At 69.4% G+C, this 24,038-nt stretch carries 23 protein-coding genes; 10 read left to right on the top strand and 13 right to left on the bottom strand.

The window, feature by feature from the left end; all coding sequences use genetic code 11:
• Positions 1-2: 2 nt before the first annotated feature.
• Positions 3-998, bottom strand: coding sequence for a stage II sporulation protein M (locus ACSDQ9_RS01170; protein ID WP_435142718.1), 996 nt, complete (start codon positions 996-998; stop codon positions 3-5).
• Between the two features lie 34 nt (positions 999-1,032).
• On the opposite strand from ACSDQ9_RS01170, the gene ACSDQ9_RS01165 reads away from it, so the two are divergent.
• Positions 1,033-1,911 carry an RDD family protein gene (locus tag ACSDQ9_RS01165; protein WP_435142716.1) on the top strand — a complete coding sequence of 293 codons (879 nt, stop codon included), beginning with the start codon at positions 1,033-1,035 and terminating at the stop codon, positions 1,909-1,911.
• On the opposite strand, the gene ACSDQ9_RS01160 is transcribed toward ACSDQ9_RS01165, so the two are convergent.
• On the bottom strand, positions 1,901-2,770 hold the full coding sequence (locus ACSDQ9_RS01160; protein WP_435142715.1) for a bifunctional 5,10-methylenetetrahydrofolate dehydrogenase/5,10-methenyltetrahydrofolate cyclohydrolase: 870 nt from the start codon (positions 2,768-2,770) through the stop codon (positions 1,901-1,903). The genes ACSDQ9_RS01165 and ACSDQ9_RS01160 overlap by 11 nt on opposite strands.
• A 126-nt stretch (positions 2,771-2,896) precedes the next feature.
• Here ACSDQ9_RS01160 and ACSDQ9_RS01155 point away from each other — a divergent pair, with 126 nt between their 5' ends.
• A complete protein-coding gene (locus ACSDQ9_RS01155) occupies positions 2,897-3,826 on the top strand; it encodes a PAC2 family protein (RefSeq protein ID WP_435142713.1) in 930 nt (309 codons plus the stop codon).
• Here the strand turns inward: ACSDQ9_RS01155 and ACSDQ9_RS01150 are convergent.
• The 5 genes from ACSDQ9_RS01150 to ACSDQ9_RS01130 all read right to left on the bottom strand — a co-directional run bounded on the left by ACSDQ9_RS01150 (position 3,816) and on the right by ACSDQ9_RS01130 (position 9,009).
• On the bottom strand, positions 3,816-4,742 hold the full coding sequence (locus ACSDQ9_RS01150) for a carbohydrate ABC transporter permease (RefSeq protein WP_435142711.1): 927 nt from the start codon (positions 4,740-4,742) through the stop codon (positions 3,816-3,818). The two genes, ACSDQ9_RS01155 and ACSDQ9_RS01150, sit on opposite strands and share 11 nt — an antisense overlap.
• On the bottom strand, positions 4,739-5,650 hold the full coding sequence (locus ACSDQ9_RS01145; protein ID WP_435142709.1) for a carbohydrate ABC transporter permease: 912 nt from the start codon (positions 5,648-5,650) through the stop codon (positions 4,739-4,741). The genes ACSDQ9_RS01150 and ACSDQ9_RS01145 overlap by 4 nt, the downstream gene beginning before the upstream one ends.
• Positions 5,650-7,002, bottom strand: a complete 1,353-nt coding sequence (locus tag ACSDQ9_RS01140; protein ID WP_435142708.1) for an ABC transporter substrate-binding protein — start codon at positions 7,000-7,002, stop codon at positions 5,650-5,652. Before ACSDQ9_RS01140 ends, ACSDQ9_RS01145 begins: the two co-directional genes overlap by 1 nt.
• Before the next feature lie 27 nt (positions 7,003-7,029).
• The gene (arfA, locus tag ACSDQ9_RS01135) at positions 7,030-8,538 is read right to left on the bottom strand and encodes an arabinosylfuranosidase ArfA (protein WP_435142707.1); all 1,509 of its coding nucleotides are present in this window, start codon (positions 8,536-8,538) and stop codon (positions 7,030-7,032) included.
• Between the two features lie 96 nt (positions 8,539-8,634).
• Positions 8,635-9,009 carry a VOC family protein gene (locus tag ACSDQ9_RS01130; RefSeq protein WP_435142705.1) on the bottom strand — a complete coding sequence of 125 codons (375 nt, stop codon included), beginning with the start codon at positions 9,007-9,009 and terminating at the stop codon, positions 8,635-8,637.
• An 81-nt stretch (positions 9,010-9,090) separates the two neighbouring features.
• Between ACSDQ9_RS01130 and ACSDQ9_RS01125 the strand changes: the two genes are divergently transcribed.
• The 4 genes from ACSDQ9_RS01125 to ACSDQ9_RS01110 are packed head-to-tail and all read left to right on the top strand — an operon-like array spanning position 9,091 to position 11,643.
• Complete coding sequence (locus ACSDQ9_RS01125; protein WP_435142704.1) at positions 9,091-9,906, top strand: dioxygenase family protein; 816 nt, start codon at positions 9,091-9,093, stop codon at positions 9,904-9,906.
• 32 nt (positions 9,907-9,938) lie between these two features.
• Positions 9,939-10,556, top strand: a complete 618-nt coding sequence (locus ACSDQ9_RS01120) for a transposase (RefSeq protein WP_435142703.1) — start codon at positions 9,939-9,941, stop codon at positions 10,554-10,556.
• Positions 10,553-10,954, top strand: coding sequence for a hypothetical protein (locus tag ACSDQ9_RS01115; protein WP_435142702.1), 402 nt, complete (start codon positions 10,553-10,555; stop codon positions 10,952-10,954). The genes ACSDQ9_RS01120 and ACSDQ9_RS01115 overlap by 4 nt, the downstream gene beginning before the upstream one ends.
• Complete coding sequence (locus ACSDQ9_RS01110; protein WP_435142701.1) at positions 10,951-11,643, top strand: rhomboid family intramembrane serine protease; 693 nt, start codon at positions 10,951-10,953, stop codon at positions 11,641-11,643. The genes ACSDQ9_RS01115 and ACSDQ9_RS01110 overlap by 4 nt, the downstream gene beginning before the upstream one ends.
• On the opposite strand, the gene ACSDQ9_RS01105 is transcribed toward ACSDQ9_RS01110, so the two are convergent.
• The 4 genes from ACSDQ9_RS01105 to ACSDQ9_RS01090 are packed head-to-tail and all read right to left on the bottom strand — an operon-like array spanning position 11,625 to position 17,304.
• Complete coding sequence (locus ACSDQ9_RS01105; RefSeq protein WP_435142700.1) at positions 11,625-15,002, bottom strand: phosphodiester glycosidase family protein; 3,378 nt, start codon at positions 15,000-15,002, stop codon at positions 11,625-11,627. The genes ACSDQ9_RS01110 and ACSDQ9_RS01105 overlap by 19 nt on opposite strands.
• Before the next feature lie 50 nt (positions 15,003-15,052).
• Positions 15,053-16,468 (bottom strand): sulfatase family protein, encoded by a 1,416-nt coding sequence (locus tag ACSDQ9_RS01100; protein WP_435142699.1) that lies wholly within the window; start codon positions 16,466-16,468, stop codon positions 15,053-15,055.
• 23 nt (positions 16,469-16,491) lie between these two features.
• Positions 16,492-16,764, bottom strand: a complete 273-nt coding sequence (locus ACSDQ9_RS01095) for a DUF2277 domain-containing protein (RefSeq protein WP_435142698.1) — start codon at positions 16,762-16,764, stop codon at positions 16,492-16,494.
• Positions 16,765-16,809: 45 nt separating this feature from the next.
• The gene (locus ACSDQ9_RS01090; protein WP_435142696.1) at positions 16,810-17,304 is read right to left on the bottom strand and encodes a DUF456 domain-containing protein; all 495 of its coding nucleotides are present in this window, start codon (positions 17,302-17,304) and stop codon (positions 16,810-16,812) included.
• Between the two features lie 96 nt (positions 17,305-17,400).
• On the opposite strand from ACSDQ9_RS01090, the gene ACSDQ9_RS01085 reads away from it, so the two are divergent.
• Positions 17,401-17,787, top strand: a complete 387-nt coding sequence (locus ACSDQ9_RS01085) for a DUF4870 domain-containing protein (RefSeq protein WP_435142694.1) — start codon at positions 17,401-17,403, stop codon at positions 17,785-17,787.
• 6 nt (positions 17,788-17,793) lie between these two features.
• On the opposite strand, the gene ACSDQ9_RS01080 is transcribed toward ACSDQ9_RS01085, so the two are convergent.
• Both ACSDQ9_RS01080 and ACSDQ9_RS01075 read right to left on the bottom strand, forming a co-directional pair.
• Positions 17,794-18,420 carry an L-threonylcarbamoyladenylate synthase gene (locus ACSDQ9_RS01080; RefSeq protein WP_435142692.1) on the bottom strand — a complete coding sequence of 209 codons (627 nt, stop codon included), beginning with the start codon at positions 18,418-18,420 and terminating at the stop codon, positions 17,794-17,796.
• A gap of 9 nt (positions 18,421-18,429) precedes the next feature.
• Positions 18,430-18,843 carry a hypothetical protein gene (locus ACSDQ9_RS01075; RefSeq protein ID WP_435142690.1) on the bottom strand — a complete coding sequence of 138 codons (414 nt, stop codon included), beginning with the start codon at positions 18,841-18,843 and terminating at the stop codon, positions 18,430-18,432.
• A gap of 94 nt (positions 18,844-18,937) precedes the next feature.
• Here ACSDQ9_RS01075 and ACSDQ9_RS01070 point away from each other — a divergent pair, with 94 nt between their 5' ends.
• The 3 genes from ACSDQ9_RS01070 to ACSDQ9_RS01060 all read left to right on the top strand — a co-directional run bounded on the left by ACSDQ9_RS01070 (position 18,938) and on the right by ACSDQ9_RS01060 (position 24,036).
• Complete coding sequence (locus ACSDQ9_RS01070) at positions 18,938-19,564, top strand: TetR/AcrR family transcriptional regulator (protein WP_435142688.1); 627 nt, start codon at positions 18,938-18,940, stop codon at positions 19,562-19,564.
• A gap of 67 nt (positions 19,565-19,631) precedes the next feature.
• Entirely contained in the window at positions 19,632-20,852 is a 1,221-nt protein-coding gene (locus ACSDQ9_RS01065; protein ID WP_435142686.1) for a pyrophosphate--fructose-6-phosphate 1-phosphotransferase, read from the top strand.
• 19 nt (positions 20,853-20,871) lie between these two features.
• On the top strand, positions 20,872-24,036 hold the full coding sequence (locus ACSDQ9_RS01060; protein ID WP_435142684.1) for an efflux RND transporter permease subunit: 3,165 nt from the start codon (positions 20,872-20,874) through the stop codon (positions 24,034-24,036).
• Positions 24,037-24,038 lie beyond the last annotated feature (2 nt).

Here is a 24,038-nt window from a genome sequence, read left to right as displayed (position 1 = left end):
GGTCAGTCGGCCGCCACCACCTCGTCACCGCGATCCTCGACCTCGAGGTCGCCGGTGGCTCCGGACTCGGCCGCCGCCCGGCCGACGACGAGGGCGTAGTAGAGGAAGGCCAACCAGACGACCACTCCGACCGCCAGCCGCGCCGACGGCGGCAGGGGGCTGGGGGTGATGAAGGCCTCGAGCAACGCGCTGACCCCGAACAGCACGATCAGGCCCAGCACCACGGCGATGCTCTGTCTCCCCGCGGCCGCCATCGCCGCCACCCGCGTGCGCGCACCGGGGTGGATCCATGACCAGAACAGGCGCAACCCCACTCCGCCCGCCACGAAGATGCCGGTCAGCTCCAGCAGCCCGTGCGGAAGGATCAACCCGAAGAAGAGCGTGCCCCGGTCATGGTTGACCATGATGGCGCCGGTGAACGCGACGTTGTAGCAGTTGTTCAACAGCACGGCCAGGGTGGGGAAGCCCAGCACGCCCAGGGCAATGCACTGCGCCGCCACCCAGGCGTTGTTGAGCACCAGTCGCACCGCGAACTCCTGCGCCGGCCCCGATGAGTAGTAGTCCTCGAAGTCGTGCTGGGCCAGCTGCTCGAGGTCGCCGGGGGTACCCAGTTTGGCCATCAACTCCGGGTGCGCCACCAGGTGCGCCCCGAGCACGAAGGCCAGTGCGATCCACACCACCCCGGTGATCACCCACCACCACCTCATGGTGTACAGCGCCCCCGGGAAGGTGCGCGTGAAGAAGCGCAGCAGGTCACCCCACGAGAAGACCCGCCCGGCACCGGCACGTCGCCGGGCCCGGGCCAGCAGGTTCGACAGGGCGGTGACCAGCACCGGGTCGGGGCTGGTCGATCGGATCACCGAGAGGTGGGTGCCGACCCGTTCGTACAACTCGATGAGCCGGTCGGTGTCGTCCGCGGACAGGTGTGACCTCTTCACCAGGGTTTCGAGTTCGCGCCACTGCCACGAGTGCGCGTCGATGTAGGCGTCGAGGTCCACGTCCAGAAGACTACTGAGCCAGTAGGGTCGCCCCATGACCGACATCCCCTTCACCCCCACCGGGCCGGTCACCGGTGACGCCGTCGAGCTGGAGATCCGACCGGCGAGCCTGGGGGCACGCATCGTGGCGATCATCATCGACATGCTCGTCCAGGTGGTGCTGCTGGTCTGCCTCGTGCTGTGGTTGGTCACGACCGCCGGCGACCTCTCGTCCAACCTGGTGCAGGCCGTCGTGACCGCCATCTTCGTGGGCGTCTTCGTGGCCTGCCCGGCCGTCGTCGAGACGCTCACCCGCGGACGATCGCTGGGCAAGGTTGCCATCGGGCTGCGGGTGGTGAGGGACGACCACGGCACCATCCGTGCCCGGCAGGCCATCGGTCGCGCGCTGATCGGCTACGTCGAACTGTGGATGCTCGCCGGTGTGCCCGCCGTGCTGACGTCAGTGTTCAACAAGCGCGGCAAGCGGCTGGGCGATCTGGCCTCGGGCACCATCGTCGTCTCGGAGCGGGTGCCCCTGCGCTGGCCCGCGCCGATGCCGATGCCCCCGAGTCTGGCCGCCTGGGCCACCCACGCCGACATCGCCCCGCTCGACCCGCGGGTCACCCTGGGCGCCCGGCAGTACCTGTTGCGTCGGGGTCAGCTCTCCCCCGTTGCCCGCCAGCGTCTGGCGGTGCAACTGGCCGACGAGTTGCGCACGCGGGTGTCGCCCCAACCGCCGATCTCGACCCCCGACGACCTGATCATGGCCATCATCGCCGAACGTGGTCGGCGGGATCGGGCGCGGTTGGCCCGCGACGAGGAGTTGCGGGGGCGCCTGTTCGGTTCGGGAACGCTGCCCACCGCGGTGCGCGACACTCCGTGGCTGCGCCAGTCGACGGACGATCGGGCCGCGGCGCCGCCGGTCAGCCGCTGACGGTGCGTTCGGCCGCCTCGACCACGTTGCGGAACAGCATGGCGATGGTGGTCGGGCCCACCCCGCCGATGCGCGGCGTGATGGCCGAGGCCACCTCGGCGCACGATTCGTCCACGTCGGGAAGCAGCTTGCGACCCTCGTAGCGCACACCACCGCCGACCACCACGACGCCCTCGGTGAGGTGCTCCGGGCGCAGGATGCCGGGCACCCCGGCAGCGGCGATCACCACGTCGGCGCGCTTGGTGTGCTCCGACCAGTCGGGCACCCCGGTGTGGACGACGGTGACGGCGGCGTTGGCGGTCGGCCTCTTCTGCGTCAGCAGCATCGCGAGCGGACGACCGAGCGTCGTCCCCCGACCGAGCACGACCACATGGCGGCCGGCGATCGGCACCTCGTGGAAGGCCAGCAGTGCCTCGATCCCGGCCGGCGTGCACGGCACGGGACCGGGCAGGCCGAGCGCCAGCCGTCCCATGTTCAACGGATGCAGTCCGTCGACGTCCTTGTCGGGGTCCATCAGGGTCATCGCCCGGTCGAAGTCGATCTGGGGCGGGGGCGGGTTCTGCACGAGAATGCCGTGCACGTCGTCGGCCCGGTTGAACTCGTCGATCACTGCTTCGACATCGGCCTGGGTCGCATCCTGGGGAAGGTGCACGTGCGGTGCCGTGAAGCCCAGCGACTCGGCCTTCTCGATCTTCATGCGGATGTAGCCGGCGCTGGCCGAGTCATCACCCACCAACAGGGTGGCGAGACCGGGGACGACGCCCCGCTCGGCCAGGGTCTTGACGCGGGGTTGCAGGTCGGCGAACACGGCCTCGGCCACGGGCCCGCCCGGAAGGAGTCTGGCAATCACGGCCCCCATTCAACCAGTGTTCACAGATCGGGAGTCTTCGCTGACCGCATAGACTCGACGTTTCACGGAACATCACCGCTGACGACCGTGTTGACTCGTGCAAGGAGCACACCGCCACGACGAGGAGGACTGCCGATGTTGGACCCCGCGACCCTGTACCAGCTCGAACCCCGGGTCGACCCGCGCACCATGCGCGCCCGCACCCTCGTCGTGACGCTGACCAGTTTCATGGATGCGGGGCGCGCCCAGGCGCAGTTCGACCAACACGTGCTCGCCAGCCTGCCCCACGAGCGGGTGGCGGAGTTCGACCTCGACCAGCTGATCGACTACCGCGGCCAGCGCCCGCCGATCACCTTCGATCATGACCACTTCACCGACTACCAGCCGGGGCGCATGGTGCTGCACCACCTGCTCGACGAGTCGGGTGCGCCCTGGCTGCTGTTGTCGGGGCCGGAGCCCGACCTGCAGTGGGAGCGGTTGGCGCGCTCGGTGGCCCAGTTGGTCGACCAGTTCGACGTGCAACAGGTGGTGCTGCTGTCGGCGATCCCGATGGCGGCCCCGCACACCCGGCCGGTGTCGGTGACCCGGCACGCGTCCGACCCCTCGTTGATTCCCGGGAACACTCCGCTGTTCCCGCGGGTGCAGATGAGCGCCTCGTTCCCGAGCATGCTGGAACTGCGCCTGTCGGAGCAGGGGTACAAGGTGATCGGGCTCACCGCCCACGTGCCGCACTACCTGGCCCAGGCCGACTACCCCGACGCCACCATCGCGCTGATTCGGGCACTGTCCGAGACGACGGGCCACATCATTCCGACCACGGCGCTCGCGCTGACCGCCGAGCAGACCCGCTCGCAGGTGGCCGAAGAGGTGCGTGGCTCCGAAGAGGCGCAGCAGTTGGTCGAGTCCCTCGAGGAGCAGTACGACCAGGTGCACGAGCATCGCCCCCGACGCGGCCTGGCGGCCGCGCCGGAGGACCTGCCCGACGGTGATGCCCTCGCCCGCGAGGCCGAGGCATTCCTGCGTGCCCACAACAGCCCGGACGACAACCCGGAGGTCAACCCTTGAGCCCGCTCGAGGCCACCCCCTCGATGACGTAGCGCTGCAGGAACACGTAGACGATCAGCACCGGCACCGCCGCCACCGTCGCTCCGGCCATCACCACCGGGTAGTCGGTGACATAGGCGCCCTTCAGCGTCGCCAGGCCCGGGGCGAGGGTCAACTTCTCGGGGCTGAACAGCACGAACAGCGGCCAGATGAAGTCGTTCCAGTGCCCCAGGAAACTCAGCGTCGCCAGGGTCACCAGCGCCGGCTTGCTGAGCGGCAGGATGACGCGGGTGAAGATCGTCCACTGGTTCGCGCCGTCGATCAGGGCGCTCTCCTCGAGCTCCCGCGGGATCGACAGGAAGAACTGGCGCAGGAAGAACACGCCGAACGCTCCCGCGGCACCGGGCACCACCAGGGCCCAGTAACTGTCGAGCCACTGCAGCTTGTCCATGGTCAGGTAATTGGGCATCAGGAAGATGAAGCCCGGAATGAACATGGTGCCGATCAACATGCCGAACAGCAGGTTGCGGCCGCGGAACCTCATGCGCGCCAGGGGGTAGGCCGCCAGGGCCGCCACGAACAGGTTCCAGATGGTGCCAAGGGTGGCCACCACCACCGAGTTGAAGAACCAGCGCGGCACCGGATTGGCCCCGGCGCCATCGCTGGCCGGGTCGAGCACCATCCGGTACCCCCGCAGCGAGAAGTGCCGCGGGATCAGCTGGATGGGAATGGCCCGGGTCTCCTCCGAGACGCGGAAGGAGGTCAGCACCATCCACAACACGGGCACGATGAACAGCAGGGCGATCAGCACCAGCACCAGGTAGAAGAGCGGTGAGTTGTGATCGCGGTTGTAGGCCCGCTTGTGGGTGATGCGCCGCTCCCGGCTCGGCTCCTCGGGTGGGGCCGGGTCGGTTCGGGGCGCTGTCGTCGCCGTCATTTTCTCTCCCTCATCACCATGAAGTTCGCCACCGAGACCACGGCGAGGAACAGGGCCAGCAGGTAGCTCATGGCCGACGCCGACCCCATGCGGAACTGCCGCAGGCCTTCCTCGGTCATGACCATGATCGCGGTGCGGGTGGAGTCACCCGGCCCACCTCCGGTGATCAGGTACGACTGGCCGAACATGTTGGCGCTGGCCAGGATCGTCGTGGTCAGGATGAAGATGAACACGTTGCGCAGACCGGGCAGGGTGACGTGTCGGAACTTCTGCCACCCGCCGGCACCGTCGAGCTCGGCGGCCTCGTACTGCTCGTTGTTGATGCCCTGCATGCCGGCCAGGAAGATGATCGCGTTGAAGCCGATCGTCCACCAGATGGTGACCAGCACCAGACCGATCCAGGCCGCCGGCTGGGTCGTCAGCCACCCGATCTCGGGCACCCCCACCCAACTCAACACCTCGTTGACCAGGCCGTACCGGGCGTCGAACAGGTAGGTGAACAGCAGCCCGATCACCGAGATGCCCAGCACGAACGGTGCGAAGATCAACGCGCGGAACACCGTTCGTCCCGGGAACTTGCGATTGAGCATCACGGCCAGACCCAACGGGATCACCACCAGGAAGGGAACGCTGATCACGGTGAAGATCAGGGTGTTCTTCATGCCAGTCCAGAACGGGCTGTAGGTGGTCGAGGCCGGGTCGAACAGGTTCCGGTAGTTCTGCAACCCGACGAACGGCTTCGACTCCAGCAGGAAGTCCCAGTCGTGCAGGCTGATCCAGAACCCGAAGACGGCTGGCCACAGCACGAAGCCGACGAGCAGCACCACGTACGGTGCGATGAACAGGTACGGGGTGACCGGGTGGTGATGCCGCAGCTTCGTCGAGAGTCTCGCTTCTGCGGCAGCCATCAGTAGCCGTACTTCTTCTTGTTGGCGGCCAGGATCTTGTCACCCTTCACTGCTGCGGCCTTCAGGGCGACGTCGACGGGCTGCTTGCCCAGCATCGCGTTCGACACCGCGGGACCCCACTCGGCCTCGGCATCGGCGACACCCGGCTTCAGCGGGCCGAACTGCACCCAGTCGATCATCTTCTCGAACTGGGTGACCTCGGTGTACTTCTTGAAGTCCTCGCTCTCGCGCACCGACGTGCGGGCCGGCACCATGCCCGCCTCGGCCCACCCGACCGAGTGGTTGCCCATCCAGTTCAGGAAGACGCGCGCGGCCTTCTGCTTGTTCGCGTCGTTGCTCTTCTGCACGGGCAGGGTGAAGCAGTGCGACCCGCCCCAGGTCTTCTCCCCGGCGCCCAGCACCGGCACCGGCGCACAGCCCCACTTCAGCTTCGAGATCTCCTTGCAGGGGGTCACCATCCAAGGGCCGTTGATCATGAAGGCGGCCTTGTCGTTCGAGAAGCTCACCCAGTCGGCGTCGCCGGCGGCGTTCTTCGGCGAGTACCCCTGGTCGATGAGCCCCTTGAAGAAGGTGATCGCATCGATCGCCGGCTGGTCACCGAACCCGGTCTTGGTGCCGGTCTCGTCCTCCATGTAGCCGCCGTTCTGGAAGATCACCGACTGGGCGATCAGTCCGCCGACGCTGAGCGCCGACACCCAGTAGCCCTGCACGCCCTTCGACTTGCACGCGTCCATGGCGGCCATGAACTCGTCCTTGGTGGTGGGCGGCTTGGTCGGGTCCAGGCCCACCTTCTCCATCACGGTGGTGTTGTAGTACAGGCCAGCCGGGTGCATGTCGAGCGGCATGGCGTACTGGGCGTTGTCGTAGAACGAGGCATCCCACACGTTCGAGGGGAAGTCGTCCTTGGTCAGGTTGAGGCCCTTGATGACGTCGTCGATGGGCTGGATGACCTTGCGGGCGCCCATCGTCGGAATGTCCGACACGTGCATGAGCGCCACCTCGGGGCCCTTGCCGTTGGACACGGCCGCCGGCAGCTTCTGGAAGAAGTCGGCCCACGCGATCGCCGTGGTGACGACCTTGATCTTGGGGTTGGCCTTCATGAACTCGGCGACGAGCTTCTTCATGATGGGACCGTCACCGCCGGTCAGGCCGTTCCAGTACTGCAGGGTGACCTCGGGGCCGTCGTAGCCCTCGGCGCCACCGGAGCCGGAGGCGGCCGTCGGGCCGGCCTTCTGGGGGGAGGAACTGCCGCCACAGGCGGACAGTCCGACCGCTGCGGAGGTACCGACGGCGGTGCCGATCAGGCCCCGTCGGGACAGGCCGAACACGGCCTCGTTCTGGGAGTGCGACATGAGTTGTCCCTTCGAAAGTGGTGGGCGTCAGCTCGGGTTCGAGGTGAGCCTGAGGCAGTGCCACGACATGGCCGCCAACTGTGCGGTGAGCACCCCGTCCGCCATGGACGAGACCCCCGCCACCGGAACCACCCGCTCGGGGTCGTCCGCGGTGTTGTACCGGTCGGGGTCATCAGCGGCCTCGACCGTCACGTGCTCGACCAGCGCGGCTCCAGCGAAGCCCGACAGGTCGAGGGTCCACTCGATCGACTGATCGACCGAGCGGTTGCAGCAGAAGACAGCGATGTCCCCCGACTGCGGATCATGGGTGGCGGTCGCCCAGACCTGGTCGACGGCGCCGAAACGCGGCGTGTCGATGGTGGGCGACGTGCCTGCCAGCTGCAGCACGGTGCCGCGGGCGTGGCGGGCGGTGAGCGCGAACGGCTCGAAGATGGCCTGCTTCCAGGCGCGGCCTCCCGCCTCGGTGAGGATGGGGGCGATCACGTTGACCAACTGCGCCTGGCAGGCGATCCCGACCCGGTCGGTGTGGCGCATCAGGGTGATCAGCAGGGAGCCGACGACGACGGCATCCATGGCGGAGTAGACGTCCTCGATCAATGAAGGACGGGCCGCGATCTCGACGGAGTTCTCACCGTTCCAGCGCTCCTGGAACCACACGTTCCACTCGTCGAAGCTCACCATGATGCGCTTGGACGACCCCTTCGCCGCCGCGACGGCGTCGGCGGTGGCCACCACGTCACTGATGTGCCGGTCCATGTCGGCGCTGCTCGCCAGGAAGCTCACCCGGTCGCCGTCGACCGGCTCGTAGTAGGCGTGGGCGCTGATGTGGTCGACGTGTTCGAAGCAGTGTTCGAGCACCACCCGCTCCCAGGTGCCGAACGTGGGCATCGCGTGGGTGGACGATCCGCAGGCCACGAGTTCGAGGTCCTCGTCGTAGCGACGGTAGGCGTTGGCCACCTCCTGGGCCAGCCGGCCGTACTCCTCGGGAGTCTTGTGACCGATCTGCCACGGGCCGTCCATCTCGTTGCCCAGGCACCACAGCCGCACGTTCCACGGGTCGGCGTACCCGTGCTCGACGCGCTGGTCGGCCAGCGTGGTGCCGGCCGGCGAGTTCACGTACTGCAGGTACTCCATGGCTTCCGTCAGGCCACGGGTGCCGAGGTTCACGGCCAGCAGCGGCTCGAGGTCGACGCGCCGGCACCAGGCCAGAAACTCGTTGGTGCCCACCTCGTTGGTCTCGATCGAGCGCCAGGCGAAGTCCAACCGGCGGGGACGCTCCTCAACCGGACCGACTCCGTCCTCCCAGTGGTAGGCGCTCACGAAGTTGCCACCCGGGTAGCGCACCAGGGTGGCACCGAGTTCCTTGACGAGCGCCTCGACGTCGCCCCGGAAGCCGTACTCGTCGGCGGTGGGGTGGTCGGGCTCGTGAATGCCCGTGTAGACGCATCGACCCAGATGCTCGACGAAGGTGCCGAAGATGCGTCGGTTCAGGGGCCCCACCACGAACGCCGGGTCGACCCGATGGCCTGAGCTCATGCTCGTCCTCTCATTTACAGCGTTGTAAATTACGAGCATTGTCACCGGGCGCGGGCCGAGATGTCCAGTGCATCCCCCGCGTGTCTCGCGAGCCGGTCAGACTTCAGCGGGCTCCCGGGAGGCCAGTCCGACCAGATTTCCCTCGCTGTCACGCAGGAAGGCCATCCACTCGTCGACCCCGGCATCGCCGAAGGTCCCCTCGGCGTCCGTGAAGATCACGTGCGGTTCGGTCTCGATGGCGACGCCGTCGGCGCGCAGGCGTTCGACCTCGTCACGCACCGAATCGACGCGCAGGTACACCAGAGCGGCCGGGGCGCCCGGCTCGAGCAGCAGCCGGGTCTCCCCCAGCCACAGGAACGAGAGGTCGCCGAACGCGGCGATCGGACGAGCGCCCAGTCGGGTCGTCCAGAAGTCGGTGGCGCGGGCAGGGTCGACGGCGCGCAGGGCCACCTGGTGCAGGAGTGCGGTCATGGGCGCCATTGTGCCCACGTGCTGGAAGGAGATTTGGACGACCACCGGAACAATGGCCCCGAGATATGCGTTACTTCAACTGTGAACAACATTGCAGCCACCGACCGCCAGCCCGTGCTGTACCTCTCCCACGGCGCTCCCCCGCTCGCCGACGACGCCATCTGGACCGGCCAACTGGCCGACTGGTCGGGCGCCCTGAATACCCAAGCCTCCAAGCCCAGCGCCATCCTGATGATCTCCGCCCACTGGGAGCAGGCTCCGCTCACCGTCTCGAGCACGGTGCCGGGCACTCCCCTGGTCTACGACTTCTGGGGCTTCCCCGAGCGGTACTACCAGGTGACCTACGACGCGCCGGTCGCCACCGACCTGGCCACCGACATCTCGAAGCTGCTGGGCGGCGAGACCCCGCTGTACACCGACCCCGAGCGCGGGCTCGACCACGGCGCCTACGTTCCCCTCGTGGAGATGTTCCCCGAGGCCGACGTGCCGGTGTTGCAGTTGTCGATGCCCACGCTCGCCCCCGAGAAGCTCTACGACCTCGGACGACGCCTGGCCCCGCTGCGTGACCAGGGCGTGCTGATCGTCGGCTCGGGTTTCACCACCCACAACCTGCGCGGCTTCAACCCCGCCGCCCCCGCCGATGCACCGGCGCCCACGTGGAGCACGGAGTTCGACGCCTGGGCCGCCGAGCGGATGGACGCCCACGACGTCGACGCGCTGCTCAACTACGAGACGGCAGCCCCGGCGGCGAAGATCGCCCACCCTCGCTCGGAGCACTGGGCGCCGCTCTACATCTCGCTCGGGGCGGCCATGGCCTCCAACCCGGCCCCGAAGGTCACCTCGACCGTCGACGGTTTCTGGTTCGGGCTGAGCAAGCGCAGCTGGCAGCTCGACTGACTCACTGAAGCCTGACGCCTTAGGATGACCGGGTGAAGTCGTCCACCTCAACAGGTTGGTTCGCGATCACCGCCGACCAGCGGCGGTCGCGCACCTCACCCGACCGCGTGCCCGCGGCCCTGTCGGCGCTGGCTGGCCTGCCCGGTCTGGCCCTCGCCTTCGAGCGCACGGCCGGTGACGAGCTCCAGGGCCTGACCGCCGACCCCGCGACCGTGGTCGCGGCCGTGGCCGCCCTCACTCGGGTCGGGGGGTTCCGCATCGGCATCGGCTTCGGCGAGGTGGACGAGCCCCTGCCCGCCTCGACCCGTGCCGCCCGCGGCCCCGCCTATCTCGCCGCCCGCGAGGGCGTCGACCAGCACAGCCAAGCGGTGCGGGTGGTGACCCACACGACCGGCACGGGCGCGATCACCGAGGCCGCCACCGATGCAGAGACCGTGTTGCTCGCCCTGAGCGGACTGCTCGAGCGGCGCACCGCCCAGGGATGGGAGGTCGTCGATCTGGTGGAGTCCGGCCTGACTGGCGCCCAGGCGGCCGCCCGCCTCGGCATCACCGCCTCGGCCGTGAGCCAACGCCTCAAGGTGGCCGACCACGGACTGGTCAAGCGACTCACCGCCCTGGCCGAACGACTGCTGGCGGGGGTGGCGTCATGATCTGGGCCCAGGTGGGCGTGGTCGTGGCCCTGGGACTGCTGGTCACCCTGCTCGGCGGCCGCGTCGTCACCGGGGTGTTCCGTCTGGCCGACCGCGTCACGGGTGCCCCCGCCGACGAGGCCCACGACGGCCCCCTGCACGCACAGTCGGCCGGCAGCACCCTGAGGGGCGGGGCCTGGATCGGCATGCTCGAGCGACTGGCCGTCTACGCCGCCCTGCTGGCGCACTACCCCGAGGGCATCGCCATCGCGCTCGCCGTGAAGGGCCTGGCCCGCTACCCCGAACTGAAGGCACCCGAGACCGGTGTCGCCGAGCGGTTCATCATCGGCACCTTCGTGAGCGTGCTGCTGGCCTGTGGAGCCGCCGGACTGGCCGGTTGGCTGAGGTCGCTGGTGTGACCGCGCCCACCGAGCCCACCGGCCCGGCGACCCAGCGCCGTCGCACACCCACCCCGGTGACTTGGTCATTGGTGATCGCCTGCCTGCTGGTGTGGCTGGCCCAGCTGACGTTCCCGCCCACCACCGAAGCCCTGCTGCTCTCGGCCGACACCGCCTGGTCGCAACCGTGGCGGCTTGTCACCTCGATGTTCACCCACGACCCGAGCCTGCCGTTCGGGCTGATGCACATCGGCTTCAACCTGTTTGCGTTGTACACCCTCGGACGAAGCCTCGAGCCCTTCCTCGGCTCGATCCGGTTCCTGTTGCTGCACCTGTGGTCGGGGCTGGCCGGTGGCGTGGCCTTCGTGCTGCTGATGCCCAACCCCGGCCAGTCGTTGCCCTGGGGTGGCGACTGGACGATGGGCACGGTCGGCGCATCGGGAGCGGTGTTCGGCCTGTTCGGCGCGATCTTCATGGCCCAGCGGGCGCTCGGTGGATCGACCTCACGGATCATCGCCGTGCTGGCGCTCAACCTGCTGATCACCTTCGGGGTCGCCGGGATCGCCTGGCAGGCCCACCTGGGCGGGCTGCTGATGGGTGCCGCCCTGACCTGGCACCTGCTGCGCCGGCCGCGGGCCACCTGGGGGTGGCCCGCGAGCCTGGTCGTGTTGGGCGCGCTGGTCGTCGTCCGTTACACCGTGATGGTCTGAACCGCCGTCACCCCGTTCACGGTCACGGTCAGTCGTGCCTGTCCGTGATCGACGGCCTTCACCGTGCCCGTGGCCGGGTCGACGACGATGACCGCGGACGACGTGTCGCCGCCAGCCACGGCCACGCCGTCGCCGCCCCAGACGGCGCTCACCGGCCATGCGACGGGCACCCGACGGGTGCCGTCCTGCAGCACGGTCGCCGACACCGGCGCGGTCTCGCCCAGCGCCAGCGTGCTCGGGGCGGTCAGGCTCAGTGCATCGACCCGGGCGTGGGTCTCGGCCTTCAGCCAGCCCGTGCGCGAGGTGCCGGCCGGGTCGATGCCCAGCATCGTCCAGCCGGTGAACCCGCCGCGGTCGGGCGAACCCGAGGGCGACTTGCCCGAGTTGCCGTTGACCAGCCGCGAGACGCCCTCGAGGGCGTCGGCGTGGAAACTGCCGATGTGCCCGTTGACCTGCGCCACCTGCTTGCCGGTGGTGCGCTGCCACTGACCGAGGGCCTCGGCGAGCGCGGCCGCCTCGTGGCGATCGGTGAGCTGCGAGGCCTGGTCGGGCTGGAAGTCGTCGACGGGGTGGTGGCTCACCACCAGCACCCCCGTCACCGCGGGATCGGTCGCGGCGGCGGCCAACTGCTCCTGGAGCATGCGCAGCTGGGCCGTCGAACCGCCCGGGTGCAGGGTGCCCGACGACGAGTCGAGGGTGACCACCAGCGTGCTGCCCAGCCTGCGGTGGGTCGCCGTGGCGCCGAAGACGGCCTCGAAGTTGCTGATCGGCCCGCCCATCACCTCGTGGTTGCCGGGCACGTACACGCAGGGCGTCGCGCCGGCGGAGCCCGGCACCCCCAGTTCCTCGTCCAGCACCTTCTTCGCCAGGGCAAGGTCGGCGGGACTGGCCTCGTCCACGAAGTCACCGACGAGCAGCACGAAGTCGGGGCGGGCGGCCACGATCTCGCGCAGGGTGCGCCGCGCCGCCTGCACCACCGGATGGTTCTCGCCGTTGCGGGCGACGAACTGGGAATCGGAGATCACGGCGATGCGCTGGGGCCGGTCGGCGACGGTCCCCTGGGTCAGGATCACCGGGTCGGCGACACTCACCGGGTCGGGCAGGTCGACCGCGACGGGCACCTCGGCGACCAGGTCGGCGATCTCGAGGTGGTCGGTGTAGGTGACGGTGGAGCGCGTCTCCATGAACCTGATGGCGGTGACGGTCAGTGGGTAGGCCGTGCCCACGGGCACGGGGAAACTGACCTTCCGCCAGCCGACCCAGTCGACCAGGGGGGCATCCAGATTGGTGGAGGTGCCGTCGCCCCGGGTGACCTGCAGTCGTGGCCACTCCGACTTCCCGTTCCCCTTGATCCACAGCGTGAAGGCCTGCGGCTGGCCGGCGACGGGCAGCGGTGTCACCGGCACCGCGTACATGCCACGGGTGGCCGTCGACGCGGTGAAGTCGAAGTCCAGCCCCAGGGCCGGGCCCCCGTCCGGGCCGGTCGTGGCCGACAGTGACCCGGTTGCGCGGGCCACCCCCACCTTCCACTGGGAGGCGTCGGCGAAGTCGGCGACGGGCACTTCGTCCACGCCGATGGTCACCGGCACGGTGACCGTGTGGCCGAGCACGCTCAGCTCGACGGACGAGGCCTTCGCCCCACCCGTCGCCGTCACGGTCAGGGTGTCCAGCCCCGTGGCCTGCACGCGAATGCCGTCGCCAGCCGTGACGCGGACGTCGCGGGTCTCGACGCCGACCCGGTGACCGTCGCCGTCAACGGCGGTGACGGTCAGCGTCTGGCTGTCGGCCGCATCGGTGAGGGCGACGACTGATCGGGAGGGTTCGATCCGTTGCACCCGACCGTCGACCGACAGGGCGAACGACGAGCGGCTGGGAGCACCTTGACTCGTGAGCTTGGCGAAGTACTCCACCGAGGTGGTTCCGGGCGCCACGGCGCGCACCACGCCGGTGTCACCCGACGGCTTGGTGTTCTCGACCCGTGCCACGGCACCATCCTTGGTGACGAGCTTGCCCCCGGCAACCGGGGCGGCCGCCAGGTTGGCATCCAGCCCGGTGACCAGCACCGTTCGGCTCAGCCCGGGAAGCAGCCGGGTGGCGTCTGGGCGGGTGAGCCCGGCGGCGGGCTGCAGGGCCGCGCGGGCGTCCACGCCGCGCACCGGGCCGGTGGCCGTGCTGGTGAACACCAGGGCGTTGGAGTCGAGTCGCTGGCTGCCGTCGGAGGGACGATTCACCAGCTGCAGCGCCTCGGTGCCGGCCGGGCGGGCCAGCAGCGTGGTGGAGCCGCCACCGTCGAGGTTGAGGGCGTTCCAGACGCCAAGGTCGCGCATGAAGGCGGAGAGTTCGCGAATGGTCATGCCGTGCGAGTCACCCGCGCGACCGTCGATGGTGACCACCTTCAGCCGGGTGCCGTCCTTCGACACCCCGATGGCGGTGCGGCCGGCGGTGGCCTCGTCGACCGTGGACACCACTCCGTCACGGATCATCCACTGGGAGCCGCCCACGGCCACGTCGACGGGCACGTCGGTTCCCACGGTGACGTCGACGGCGTCACCGACGCTGGCTGTGGCGAGTCGCTGCGCGGCCGTGCCTCGGGCCACCACCACCGACTCTCCCGGCTTGATCGCCGACGGCAAGGTGAGGGCGGATCGGTCGGTGGAGACCTGGGTGACCACGCCGTCGCGCACCCGGATCACCCGCAGGGCACCCTCATCGGCGGGCACCAGGGCGGCCAGACTGTACGAACCCCAGGCCTGGGTGAACAGGGTGGCCTGGTGGGCGGCGACATTCGGCGAGTTCACCGCCGTCAGCTTCTCGGTGCCGGTCGTGGTGGCCAGCGTCGCGGTCGACATCAGCGCCCGCACCGCGGCCTTGCCGTCGGCGACCGTGAACGACGGCCGGCCCGCGTTCGAGATCGTCCGCACCCCCGCCGACGAGACATTCGTGCCCACTGGGGCGTCGGTGGCGTTCATGTCGAAGTAGTCGCCGTTGACCGCGGCGACGGCGCGCGCGTCGGTGGCGAAGGTCTCGACGGTCGCGTTGGAGCCCGAGACCGTGCCGCCGTCGGCGACGTCGAGGCCGAGGCTCGGCACGGACAGGTCGGCGTCCATCACGTGCCCGGTCACCCAGCCACCCGGCTGCAGACGACGGAAGCTGGTGAGGTCGAGTCCCGGAGCCACGGCGGTGGTGCGGTCGACGACCAGGGTCGACTCGCCGGCCCGGATCGCGCGGGAGGTGACGGCCACCGCATCGGGATCCCCCGGCGGTGGAGTCGCGGCGGCGAGCCCGCCGCCCGTGATCGTGGGGGCGAGCAGCGCCAGAGCCGCCACGGCCGCCAGTGCTCGTCGGTGGTGGAACGTCATGATCTCTCCTCGTTGGGGGGACGGGGGACGGGTGGACGCGACGACGACATTCACCCCACGGCAGCGGCACGCCAGTCGGTCTGGCCGGCGACGTCGTGGCGCCAGCGCTCATGGTGGGTGATCAGGTCGGCCAGCACCTCGGGCCGCTCACCGGCCAGGTTGCGGGTCTCGCCGACATCGGACGACAGGTCCGACAACCAGTAACCGTCACCGAAGGGTGCGTGCTCGGTGGCCGCGATCGCGCGGGTGGCCTCGTCGGCGGCATCGCACCAGTAGAGCTTCCATGGGCCGCGGCGGATGGACCACTGGAATCCCGTCACCCAGTTGAGTTCGTCGTGCCCCGAGCCGTCACCACTCAACAGCGGCAGCAGGTCGCGTCCGTCGGTCTGGTCGGGCTCGCCCCCGGCGGCTCCCACCAGGGTGGGCACCAGGTCGAGGCTCGAGGCGAGTCCGTCGCGCACCTGACCGGCCGGCACACCACCGCCGGGCCAGCGGACGATGTAGGGCACCCGCACCCCGCCCTCCCACAGCGTGTACTTGGTGCCGCGCAGCGGTCCGTTGTCGCCGTAGTTGCAGGTCGAGCCACCGTTGTCCGTCAGGTAGACCACCAGGGTGTCGTCGGCGACTCCCTCGGCGTCGAGGCGGTCGAGCAGGCGTCCGATGGCCGCGTCCATGAGTTCCAGCTGTGCGAGGTAGTACTCGCGTCCGTGCTCGAGGTTGGGGTGGATGACGTCGTCGTACCACTCGGTGTAGGGCTGCACACTGGGGTCCCAGTCGGCGGCGGTGGGCAGCCCCCGCTTGCGCAGTTCCTCGGCCGGCAGCTGCCAGCAGAAGTTGTGCACCGCGTTGAACGCCACCATGCAGAAGAAGGGGTCGTCGTCGCCGGCGTGGTCGGCGATGAAGGTCTCGGCCCGGTCGGCCCAGATGTCGGTGAGGAAGCCCTCGGGGGCGACCTGTTGGTCACCGTCCCACAGCGTGCCGACGCCCATCACCCCCGCCGCCTCGCCATAGCGAGCGACCGCCTCGGTGCCGCGGTGCAGGTAGTTGGCACGGCCCAGGTGGAACTTCGAGAGGATGTAGAGGGTCTCGTCGAAGCCGTGTTCGGGCGGGCAGGGCCGCGCGCCCGGGTCGTCCCCCGAGCCGTAATGCACCTTGCCGAAGTAGCCGGTGGTGTAACCCGAGCGCCCCAACTGTTCCGGCAGGGAGGCCCCGTCGGGTGGGAAGGCCGCGCTGTCGAACCACTGCGCGCCCCAGCGGGCCTGGTGTCGTCCGCTGATCAACCCGGCCCGCGAGGGGCTGCAGATGGGGGCGGTGACATAGCCCTCGTCCAGCGTGGTTCCCTCGGCGGCCAAACGGTCGAGGTTCGGGGTCGAAATCGGCAGTCCGTGCGCCTCGGTGCGCTTGGACGAGCGGTCGCCCCAGCCGTGGTCGTCGGAGAGGATCAGCAGGATGTTGGGTCGACTCATGCCGCCCAGCTTGGCAGGTGAGGTCAGGCTGTGGCGTAACGCTTCGCGGATCGCTCGCGCGCCTTGGCCGCCTCGACCTCACGGTCCTTGCTGGGCGCCGTGGTGACCAGGTCTTCCATCAGGTGGCGGGTGATGTGGGCGATCTCGGCGACGGCGTGGTCGAAGGCCTCCTGATTGGCCTGACTCGGCTTGGTGAATCCCGAGACCTTGCGGACGAACTGCAGCGCGGCGGCCGAGATCTCGTCGTCGGTGACCGGCGGGTCGAAGTTGTAGAGCGGACGAATGTTGCGGCACATGGCCCCAGCCTGCCACGCGGCGACGGCCTGGGGCTGGTGAGACGCTCAGGCGAGGAAGCCCACCAGCATCGAGACGCCCAGCAGATTGCAGGCCAGCAGCGCGCAGGCCAGCTCGACCAGCATGCCCACGCCCACGGCCCGGACGGTGGCGGCGCTGGTGCGCACCGCCAACCGGAACTCCTTCACCCGGATCCATTCGCACACCAGCAGGGTGAGGACGAAGCCCACGAGCATGCCCACGACGGGCACATAGAAGCCAGCCACGACGCCCACCAGCAGGGCCACCAGGATCGTCCAGTTGGGGATGCCGCGTTTCTTCAGCTCTCCCCCGGTGAGCACGGTCGAGGCGATCGCACCGATCACGACCAACACCAGCCCGCCGGCGAACCATGCCCACGGCCAGGGCGCGTTCCCGAAGACGGCCCACACCAGCAGGCCCGCACCGACGAACACCGAGCCGGGCAGCACCTGACTGACGATGCCCGCGATCCCGACCAGACACAGGAGCGCGGCGGCCAGGGCGGCGAGTTCGGCAGGCATGCACCCAGCGTATTCCCCGAGGACTCCCTGACTCGCTCCCGCAGCACCCCATGGAGGCAGGGATTCGCGCGTGAGGGGCGCCGCAGAATGGACGACATGAGCACCTACCGCGACACCTCGTACCCCGCCACCACCGAAGCCCGCGGCGCCGCCGCCCTCGCCCACCTGTCCGCGATCATCGCCATGGTGGTCTCCGCCGGCTGGCTGACCTTCGTGGGCCCGCTGGTGATGTGGCTGCTGTACAAGGACCGCAACCGGTTCGTCCGCACGGCCGCCGCCGGGTCGTTCAACTTCAACATCTGGAACTGGGTGATCGGCATCGTCGGTTGGATCATGGTGATCACCGTCGTGCTGGCCCCGGTGGGCTTCGTGCTCTGGGGTGTGTCGGCGATCCTGACCCTGTGGTGCCACATCCGCGGCGCCCTCAAGGCCCTGCAGGGCGAGCAGTACCGCTACCCGGTCACGCTGAAGCTGCTCAGCTGACTCCGCTCATCCGACCTCGAAGGGTTCAGGGTCGCCCGCACCCAGGCGCCTGATCTCCGGTTCGTCACCCGACAGGTCGACCACCGTCGTCGGCTCGTGCCCGCACTCGCCGCAGTCCAACACTGCGTCGAGGTGCGGGCCGAGTTCGTCCTGCACCGTCCAGCCGTCGGTCATGGGTTCGGCCTCGCCGGGCAGGATCAGCGTGCTGGTCAGCAGCGGGGTGCCGAGCACCTCCAACAGCGCCAGCGGCACCGTGTGTTCGGGCACCCGCACCCCCACGGTCTTCTTCTTGGCATGCTGCATCAACCGCGGCACCTCCCGGCTGGCCTTCACGATGAACGTGTAGCGCCCAGGGGTGTTGCTCTTCAGGGCACGGAAGACCCAGGTGTCCATGTCGACGTAGGCGCCCAGTTGGGCGAAACTCGAGACCATCAGCGTGAAGTGGTGCTTGTCGTCCAGGTCGCGCAGGCGCTTGATGCGCTCCAGCGGCTCCTTGGCACCCATGGCACCGCACAGGGCGTACCCCGAGTCGGTCGGGATGGCCACCAGCCCGCCGTCGCGGACGAGGTCGGCCGTCTGGGCCATCAGCCGGGGCTGCGGATTGACCGGGTGAACGTCGAGATATCTCCCCATGGCGCGATGCTACGCCGGTTCAGCCGCGCGGAGCCGGGCCGCGGCCTGACCGCCGGCGGGCAAGCGGTCGATGCCGATCAGGCTCAGAAAGGTCGTGGGGCTGTCGTGGAGCACCCTCACCTCGATCACTCCGCCAGGCCGCAGTGTGACGGTGCCGCTCCGCCCCTGCGAGCGCAGACTGGCGCGCGCCGCCGCCACGGCGGCCGGGCCGCCGGTGCGTCCCTGCACGACGGCGGTCGATGACGCGTCGACGCCCACGCGGGCCGCCTGGGCCGCCACGGCTTCGGACTCGCGCTGGGCCGCGGCCCGCTGACCACCGTCGACGACCAGGCCGGCGACCAGCAGCAGCGCCACCACGACCACCGCGGTGAACGCGGACAGGCTCACCCCGCGCTCACGGTCGATGCTCGGCTCTCGTCCCATGACGACACCCCATCACGCCGACAGTCCACCCCGCTCGCACCTGTGGACAACCATGCATAGTGAACGGGTGGTCACATTGCTATACCCTCAGCCCATGTCACCGAACAGTTCCCCGGACGACACCACGGCGGTGCGTCGGGGCGGACGCCCCAGCAGGCGCACAGAGATCGTGGTTGCAGCGATGGAGGCGTTCGCGTCGACCGGCTACCACAACACGTCCCTGAACGACATCGCCGACCAGCTCGACATGACCGCCGCGGGCATCCTGCACCACTTCAAGACCAAGGAGAACCTGCTGGTCGAGGTGCTCGACCAGCGCGACGACTCCTCACCCAGCCCGGTCGACTCCTCGGGCCGCGCCATGTTCCAGTCGTTGATCGAGGTCACCGAGCGCAACGAGCGCTCCCCCGGCCTGACCCAGCTGTACGCGGTGCTGTCGGCCGAGTCGCTCACCCACGACCATCCGGCCCAGGACTGGTTCCGCGACCGGTACGACCGGGTGCGCACCAGCGTGCGCGCGGCCCTGGTCGACATCCTCGGCCCCGACGCCGAGAAGATCCCCGACCGGGTGGACGAGGGCACCCGGACGATCATCGCTGCCATGGACGGCCTGCAGATCCAGTTCCTGCTGGAACCGGAGTGCCAGCCCATGGTCGGGTCGATGCGACTGGTCATGGAGGCCGTCATCCACGAGCTGCAGCGGGCCATCGCCGAGGCCTGAGAGGGCGCCTGCCCACCCCCGGCGGGTGCCCTAGGCTGAGGCCGACACCCTCTGCGAAAGGTTCCTCATGGTCAACAAGGTTGCTCTGCTCACCGCGGGCGGTTTCGCCCCGTGCCTGTCGTCGGCGATCGGCGGTCTCATCCAGCGCTACACCGAGGTGGCCCCCGACGTCGAGATCATCGCCTACAAGCACGGCTACCAGGGCCTCCTGTCGGGCGACTACCTGACCGTGACCGATCAGGTGCGCGCCCATGCCGACCTGCTGCACCTGTTCGGCGGCTCGCCGATCGGCAACTCGCGGGTGAAGCTGACCAACGCGGCCGACCTGGTCAAGCGCGGCCTCGTCAACGAGGGTGACGACCCGCTGAAGGTGGCCGCCGATCGGCTGGTGGCAGACGGCGTCGACGTGTTGCACACCATCGGCGGCGACGACACCAACACCACCGCCGCCGACCTGGCCGCCTACCTCGCCGAGCACGACTACGGCCTGACCGTCGTCGGGCTGCCCAAGACCATCGACAACGACGTCATCCCGATCAAGCAGTCGCTGGGCGCGTGGACGGCCGCCGAGCAGGGTGCCCTGTTCGCGCAGAACATCGTCGCCGAGCACAACTCCGGCTCGCGCATGCTGATCATCCACGAGGTGATGGGCCGTCACTGCGGGTGGCTGACCGCCGCCACCGCCCAGAAGTACCGCGAGTGGCTCGACATCCAGACCTGGCTGCCCGAGATCGGCCTGTCCCGCGAGGCCTGGGACGTGCACGCCGTCTACGTGCCCGAGGCCGTCATCGACATCGCCGCCGAGGCCGATCGCCTCAAGAAGGTGATGGACGAGGTGGGCAACGTCACCATCTTCCTGTCCGAGGGCGCAGGCCTCGACGCCATCGTCGCCGAGCTGGAGAAGGCCGGGCAGGAAGTACCCCGCGACCCCTTCGGCCACGTGAAGCTCGACAAGGTGAACCCGGGTGCCTGGTTCGGGGCACAGTTCGCCGAACTGCTGGGTGCCGAGAAGGTGATGATCCAGAAGTCCGGCTACTTCTCCCGCTCCGCCGCCGCCAACCAGGCCGACCTCGACCTGATCAAGCAGTGCACCGACCTGGCTGTCGACTCGGCGCTCGCCGGCACCCCCGGGGTCATCGGGCAGGACGAGGAGAACGGTGACGAGCTCACCGCCATCGCGTTCGACCGCATCAAGGGCGGCAAGCCGTTCGACATCGGCCAGCAGTGGTACCGCGACCTCGTCGAGGGCATCGGCCAGCCTGCCCCCGTCGCCGCCGCGGCACACTGACCCCGCCGGGCACCTCGCCATGCACCGACTCGCCCACGCCAGCCTCGGCAACCGCGCGCTGATCGCCCTCGTCACCGTCTTCGTGATGGTGTACGGGGTGATCGCCACCAGTGGCCTGAAGCAGGAGCTCCTGCCCTCGGTGCAGTTCCCGCAGGTCTACATCATCGCGAGCTACCCGGGGGCGAGCCCCACGGTGGTCGAGGACACGGTCACCACCCCACTGGAGCAGGCCGTGCTCAGCCTGCAGGGGTTGGAGTCGTCCGAATCGACCTCGACGACCGGGCAGTCGGTGGTGATCGCCACCATGAAGTACGGCTCGTCCATGAACGCCGTGCAGCAGGACGTGCAGGCGGCCATCTCCCGCATCCGCGGGGTGCTGCCCGACGGCGTCGACACCCAGGTGATCACCGGTAGCTTCGACTCGTTCCCGGTGCTGGTGCTGTCGGTGGCCGACTCGACCGACGCCTCGCAGCTCTCCCAGCGGCTGGGTGACCTGGCCGTGCCCAAGCTGGAACGCCTCGAGGGCGTGCGCTCGGTCGAGATCAGCGGGGCGCCCGCCACCCAGGTGCAGGTGAGCCTCGACGCCACCAAGCTGGCGCGGGCGAGGCTAACGTCTGCCGATGTGATGGCCGCCCTCGGTGCGGGCGGGCAGGTGTCGTCGGGCGGCGAGATCACCGACGGCGACCAGACGATGTCGGTCACGCTCGGGCAGCGCTGGACAAGTGTCGACCAGGTCAAGCAGGTGATGGTCTCCCCGACCACGCCGAGCTCCGGTGCGGGAGCCCCGGCGACCCCCGTACGCCTGGATGCCGTCGCCACCGTCGAGCAGGCACCGGCCGAGGCGCGATCGATCTCCCGCACCAACGGGGCTGCGTCGGTGACCGTGAGCATCTACAAGGTGCCCGACGCCAACACGGTCGCGGTGGCCGACGAGATCAAATCCCTGCTGCCGCAACTGCAGAGCGAGCTCGGCCACGAGGCCACCTTCACCCCGGTCTTCGACCAGGCCCCGTTCATCAGCCAGTCGATCCACGACCTGCTGGTCGAGGGCGGTCTGGGACTCACGATGGCGATCATCGTCATCCTGGTCTTCCTGCTGTCACTGCGCTCCACGCTGGTGACGGCCGTCTCGATCCCGGTCTCGGTGCTGGCCACGCTGATCGGCCTGCAGGTCTTCGGCTACTCGCTGAACATCCTCACCCTGGGCGCGCTGACCATCGCCATCGGGCGCGTGGTCGACGACTCCATCGTGGTGATCGAGAACATCAAGCGCCATCTCTCCTACGGCGAGAACAAGCGCGCCGCGATCCTCACCGCCGTGCGCGAGGTGGCGGTGGCCATCACCTCGGCCACCATCACGACCGTGGCCGTCTTCCTGCCGATCGGGCTCGTGCAGGGCCAGACGGGCGAGCTGTTCCGGCCCTTCGCCATGACGGTGACGCTGGCGCTGCTCGCCTCGCTGCTGGTCTCACTGACGATCGTGCCCGTGCTGGCCTACTGGTTCCTGAAGGCGCCCACGAGTGCCGACGACGTGGCCGCGGCGCAGGCGGCTCGTGAGCGAGCCGAGCAGCGCGAACGGTCGGGGTGGTTGCAGCGCGGCTACCTCCCCGCGCTGCGGTGGTCGCTGCGCCACCCCGTGGTCGTGCTCATCGTCGCCGCCCTGCTGCTCGGTGCCACGGGCGCGGCCGCCACCCGGCTCAAGACCAACTTCCTCGACGACTCCGGTCAGAACACGATGTCGGTCAACCAGGAGTTCCCGGCGGCGCTCAGCCTCGCCGAGAAGGACAAGCGGGCGACCGTGCTCGAGAAGGAGCTGCGCGCCATTCCCGGCCTGCAGTCGGTGCAGTTGACCGTCGGCTCCGAGGGCTTCAATTTCGGGCTGGGCGGCAGCCAGGACGCGGCCACCTTCAACCTCACCCTCGACCCCGACGCCGACAAGGCCGCCATCGAGGCCAAGGTGCGAGAGATCGCCACCAAGCTCGCCGACACCGGTGAGATCACCGTTGCGGCGCCGGCGACCACCGGCAGCTCGCAGGTCACCATCATCGTCCGTGGCCCCGACTCAGAACGGCTGGACGAGGCCACCACCGCCATCACCGAGGCCATGAAGAAGGTCGACGGCGCCAGCGACGTGTCGTCGTCGTTGAGCGAGGGCCGGCCGCAGATCCAGGTCGTGGCCCGACCCGAGGCCGCCGCCCAGGGGGTCACCGGACCGCTGCTGCGGCAGGTGGTCAACGGTGCCCTGGTCACCCAGACGGTGGGCCGGGTCGAGCAGCCCAGCGGCGGCAGCCTCGATGTCGTCATCCTGCCCACCGACGAGCCGCAGAACCTGGCGGCCCTCAACGACCTGCCTGTGCCCACGGCCACCGGCCCCGTGCCGCTGTCACAGGTGGGCACCGTCACGCGGACGACCGTGCCCACCTCGATCGCCCACCATGACGGCCAGCGCGGCGCCACCGTCTCGCTGACCCCGACCGGCAACGACCTTGGGGCGCTCACCTCGGCGGTGAATGCCCAGCTCGAAACGGTGCAGCTGCCACCCGGGGTGACGGCCGAGGTCGGGGGCGTCTCGGCCGAACAGGCAGACGCCTTCCGACAGCTGGGCATCGCGCTGCTGGTGGCGATCGCGATCGTGTACGTGGTGATGGTCGCCACCTTCAAGTCGCTGGTGCAGCCCCTGATCCTGGCGGTGTCGATCCCGTTCGCGGCCACCGGTGCCATCGTGGGCCTACTGGCGACCGACACGGCCTTGGGCATCCCGTCGCTGATCGGCGTGCTGATGTTGGTCGGCATCGTCGTCACCAACGCGATCGTGCTCATCGATCTGGTCAACCACTATCGCGCCGGCGGCGACAGCGTCGACGAGGCGCTGATCGACGGGGCGAGGCAGCGCCTGCGCCCGATCCTGATGACGGCCGTGGCCACGGTGTTTGCCCTGGTGCCGATGGCACTGGGCCTCAGCGGCGGCGGTGTCTTCATCTCCAAGCCGCTCGCCATCGTGGTGATCGGCGGCCTGACTTCGTCAACGGTGCTGACGCTGCTGCTGGTACCCGTGCTGTACCACCTCGTCGAGGGGCGGCGGGAACGTCGCCTGCTGGCGCGCCAGTCGAAGGCCCCCGAACCGACACCCGTCGAGCCCGAGCAGGAACCCGACGTCGCCCGCCCCAGGCGCGCCGCCGACTGACG

Origin of the sequence: Aestuariimicrobium soli (assembly GCF_051192575.1) — a bacterium.
GTDB lineage: Bacteria > Actinomycetota > Actinomycetes > Propionibacteriales > Propionibacteriaceae > Aestuariimicrobium > Aestuariimicrobium soli.
The sequence above is the reverse complement of the archived record's forward strand: the minus strand, read 5'-3'. Positions and strand labels throughout refer to the sequence as shown.

Excerpts from the sequence above, each read along its gene's own strand:
- ACSDQ9_RS01165 (WP_435142716.1), top strand. The coding sequence starts at position 1,033 with ATGACCGACATCCCCTTCACCCCCACCGGGCCGGTCACCGGTGACGCC.
- ACSDQ9_RS01160 (WP_435142715.1), bottom strand. The coding sequence starts at position 2,770 with ATGGGGGCCGTGATTGCCAGACTCCTTCCGGGCGGGCCCGTGGCCGAG.
- ACSDQ9_RS01155 (WP_435142713.1), top strand. The coding sequence starts at position 2,897 with ATGTTGGACCCCGCGACCCTGTACCAGCTCGAACCCCGGGTCGACCCG.
- ACSDQ9_RS01150 (WP_435142711.1), bottom strand. The coding sequence starts at position 4,742 with ATGACGGCGACGACAGCGCCCCGAACCGACCCGGCCCCACCCGAGGAG.
- ACSDQ9_RS01145 (WP_435142709.1), bottom strand. The coding sequence starts at position 5,650 with ATGGCTGCCGCAGAAGCGAGACTCTCGACGAAGCTGCGGCATCACCAC.
- ACSDQ9_RS01140 (WP_435142708.1), bottom strand. The coding sequence starts at position 7,002 with ATGTCGCACTCCCAGAACGAGGCCGTGTTCGGCCTGTCCCGACGGGGC.
- arfA (WP_435142707.1), bottom strand. The coding sequence starts at position 8,538 with ATGAGCTCAGGCCATCGGGTCGACCCGGCGTTCGTGGTGGGGCCCCTG.
- ACSDQ9_RS01130 (WP_435142705.1), bottom strand. The coding sequence starts at position 9,009 with ATGACCGCACTCCTGCACCAGGTGGCCCTGCGCGCCGTCGACCCTGCC.
- ACSDQ9_RS01115 (WP_435142702.1), top strand. The coding sequence starts at position 10,553 with ATGATCTGGGCCCAGGTGGGCGTGGTCGTGGCCCTGGGACTGCTGGTC.
- ACSDQ9_RS01105 (WP_435142700.1), bottom strand. The coding sequence starts at position 15,002 with ATGACGTTCCACCACCGACGAGCACTGGCGGCCGTGGCGGCTCTGGCG.
- ACSDQ9_RS01100 (WP_435142699.1), bottom strand. The coding sequence starts at position 16,468 with ATGAGTCGACCCAACATCCTGCTGATCCTCTCCGACGACCACGGCTGG.
- ACSDQ9_RS01095 (WP_435142698.1), bottom strand. The coding sequence starts at position 16,764 with ATGTGCCGCAACATTCGTCCGCTCTACAACTTCGACCCGCCGGTCACC.
- ACSDQ9_RS01090 (WP_435142696.1), bottom strand. The coding sequence starts at position 17,304 with ATGCCTGCCGAACTCGCCGCCCTGGCCGCCGCGCTCCTGTGTCTGGTC.
- ACSDQ9_RS01085 (WP_435142694.1), top strand. The coding sequence starts at position 17,401 with ATGAGCACCTACCGCGACACCTCGTACCCCGCCACCACCGAAGCCCGC.
- ACSDQ9_RS01080 (WP_435142692.1), bottom strand. The coding sequence starts at position 18,420 with ATGGGGAGATATCTCGACGTTCACCCGGTCAATCCGCAGCCCCGGCTG.
- ACSDQ9_RS01075 (WP_435142690.1), bottom strand. The coding sequence starts at position 18,843 with ATGGGACGAGAGCCGAGCATCGACCGTGAGCGCGGGGTGAGCCTGTCC.
- ACSDQ9_RS01070 (WP_435142688.1), top strand. The coding sequence starts at position 18,938 with ATGTCACCGAACAGTTCCCCGGACGACACCACGGCGGTGCGTCGGGGC.
- ACSDQ9_RS01065 (WP_435142686.1), top strand. The coding sequence starts at position 19,632 with ATGGTCAACAAGGTTGCTCTGCTCACCGCGGGCGGTTTCGCCCCGTGC.
- ACSDQ9_RS01060 (WP_435142684.1), top strand. The coding sequence starts at position 20,872 with ATGCACCGACTCGCCCACGCCAGCCTCGGCAACCGCGCGCTGATCGCC.